A 2,620-nucleotide genomic window follows, 5' to 3' on the forward strand; every position below is an offset into this window, starting at 1 on the left:
TCTCAGTTGATGTTGGCGACGCCGAGCTGGAAGGGACGACCCGGGAGCTTGTGGGAGCCGGCGTACTCGAACTGAGCGCCGTTGAGCGGAGCGCAGGGCTTGGCCTCGGTGCAGGGCGCCTTGGCGTCGTAGGTCCACATGACCATGGGGGCGTACATGACGTTGTGGAGTTGGCGCCCGGTGTAGTCGGCCACGCTCAGGATGTGGCTCTCGGTGCCGTGGTTGTCGTTGTCCTCGATGGCGATGGGGTCGACGATGCGCGGGTCCATGGTCATGACGCGGATGGGCTTGGCGGAGGTCATGGCGGCGTCGAACTGGAACAGGGTGGCCTTGCGCTCCTCACGGCTGAGGGCCCACCAGTAGCGCTCCTCGGAGCCTTCACGGCCGTAGAGCAGGGAGCCGTTCTTGCCGAAGGCGGCCTTCTCCTTGAAGTAGGCGATGGAGGTGGGGTTGGCGCCCACGTCGAGGGTGAACTTCTCGGCGATGTCGCTGGGTGCGCCGACGGCGGAGCCGCCCTGGTCGAGGTACTTGGCGCCCAGGTCGAAGACGCGCAGCTTGCCTTCCACGGTGGCGATGAGGGCGCGGTGCGGGGCGTTGCGGCTCATCTGCACGGCCGTGGGGGAGGCGGGCAGGTCCACCACCTTGATGAGGGTGGGCTTCTGTGCGGGGGCGACGTCGAAGGTGTAGGGCCACTGGGAGGCGCCCTGGCCGCGGCTGGCGATCAGCGCGTTCCAGCCGGCCTGGTTGGGCGTGAGGTACTGGGCGCGGTAGTACTGGAAGAGCGGGCGCAGGTCGATGAAGGCGGCCTTCTTCTCGCTCTTGCTGACCACCACCGCCATGCCGGTGCGGGGGATGGCCGCGGTGAGGTCGCCGTCGTAGAAGCGCTTGCGCTGGGCTTCGGTCAGGAGGTTGTCGTCGAAGAACTGCTGCACGCGCTCGTAGTCGCCCTTCCACTTGCCGGTGGTGAGCGCCACCTCGGTGGGTGCGCGCATGCTCTCGGGCAGGTCCACGAAGCCCACGAGCTTGGCCTGGAAGTAGTTGCCCAGGCCGGGCAGGCCGGGGTAGGCCTGGCGGTGGTTGCCCCAGTTGGCGTTCCACTGCGACTCGGGCTTGGTCTCGCACCACTGGCAGGCGTCCGACAGCGCGAGGACGGCGACCTGGCCGCGCAGGGCGGCGGTGTCCCACACGGTGATGAGGGCGAACTCGCCGCTGTTGGAGATGGCCAGGGCGGTGGGGGTCTTGCCCGCGGGCAGGCTGTACTTGAGGAAGTTGTGGGAGGTGTTGCTGCCCGCGCTGGTGATGGAGCCGTTGGCGAAGACGCACAGGACGTTGTTGGTCCAGCCGCCGCGGCCGTAGCCGCGCTGGCAGGCCACGGGCTTGTCGTCGATGGCGATGGTGCCGATGGGCGAGCCCCCGCGCACGCCGGCCAGGCGCACGGTGTTCTCGTCGTTGTCGGCGTTGTTCATCGACGGATCGATCCAGGTGGTCCAGGACGGCTCGGGCTTGATGCTCACGACGTTGTGGCCCACGTTGAGGGTCTGCAGGGAGGCCACGCCGTGGTAGCGCTTCTCCAGGAAGCCCGCGGGGATGGGGGAGTCGGGGACGTAGGCGATGTTGGCGATGTTGGCGCTGTAGTCGCCCGACCAGCCGCGCAGGTAGCCCGGGTCGAGCTGGAACTGGCCGCACCAGCCGTCGGGGCGGCAGGCGCGGTTGGCGATGATGCCGTCGGCCTGGACCACGCGGGCGTCGCCCGCGAGGCTCTGCATGCTCTGGTTGGGGCGCGGGCCGGGGAAGGAGACGGTGGACTTGGCCGCCGTCGAGGGCATGCCGTAGCGGTAGGAGATGGCCGCGTCGGTGCCCATCTTCTGGGCCATGGCCTGGTACTCGGCGTTGGAGACCGCGCCGTTGACCACCACGTCCCCGGGGATGGGCGAGACGCTCGCGCCGGTGGCCGCGGCGGTGGCCTTGATGAGGGAGGCGGAGTCCTCGGACTTGGTGGCGGTGGAGGCCGAGGCGGTGGTGGCGTAGCAGGCCTTGGTCACGCCCCAGAGCGGGTCGCCGAAGAAGCCGTCGTCGCAAGAGTAGGTGCCCGGCTGGAGGGTCTTCTGCACGAACACGCCGTTGGCGCCGTAGCTCACGGTGGTGGCCACGGCGAGCTTGAAGGAGTTGAACTGGCCCGTGATCTGGGTCATGGTCGCGGCCGAGGCGGCGGCGGTGGCCGTGGCGCTGGGGGCGTAGCAGGCCTTGAGCAGGCCCCAGGCGGGGTCGCCGAAGAACGCGTCGCTGCACGCGTAGGTGCCCGGCTGGAGGGTCTTCTGGTTGAACACGCCGTTGATGCCGTAGCTCACGGTGGTGGCCTTGGCCAGGGTGAAGGAGGCGTTCTGGTTGGAGAGCAATTGCAATTGCGACGCCGAGGCGGTCGAATTGGGCATGTAGCACGCCTTGAACACGCCCCAGAGCGGGTCGCCGAAAAAGCCGTCGTCGCAGGAATAGGTGCCCGGCTGCAGCGTCTTCTGCGCGAAGACGTTATTGGCCCCGTAGCTTACGGTGGTCGCCGAGGTCAGCGTGAAGGACTTGCCCTGCACCGTCAGCTGCAACAGATCGGCCGCCCAGGTGGGAG

The 2,620-nt window shown here is 68.5% G+C and carries 1 protein-coding gene; it reads right to left on the reverse strand.

What is annotated here, in order from left to right; genetic code table 11:
- Positions 1-2: 2 nt before the first annotated feature.
- Positions 3-2,620, reverse strand: a 2,618-nt coding sequence (locus ABID77_RS22550) for a hypothetical protein (protein ID WP_429600722.1), incomplete at its 5' end; no start/stop codon positions are given.

The sequence above is a fragment of the Variovorax sp. PvP013 genome (genome assembly GCF_050435945.1).
In the GTDB taxonomy this organism is placed as follows: domain Bacteria; phylum Pseudomonadota; class Gammaproteobacteria; order Burkholderiales; family Burkholderiaceae_C; genus Variovorax.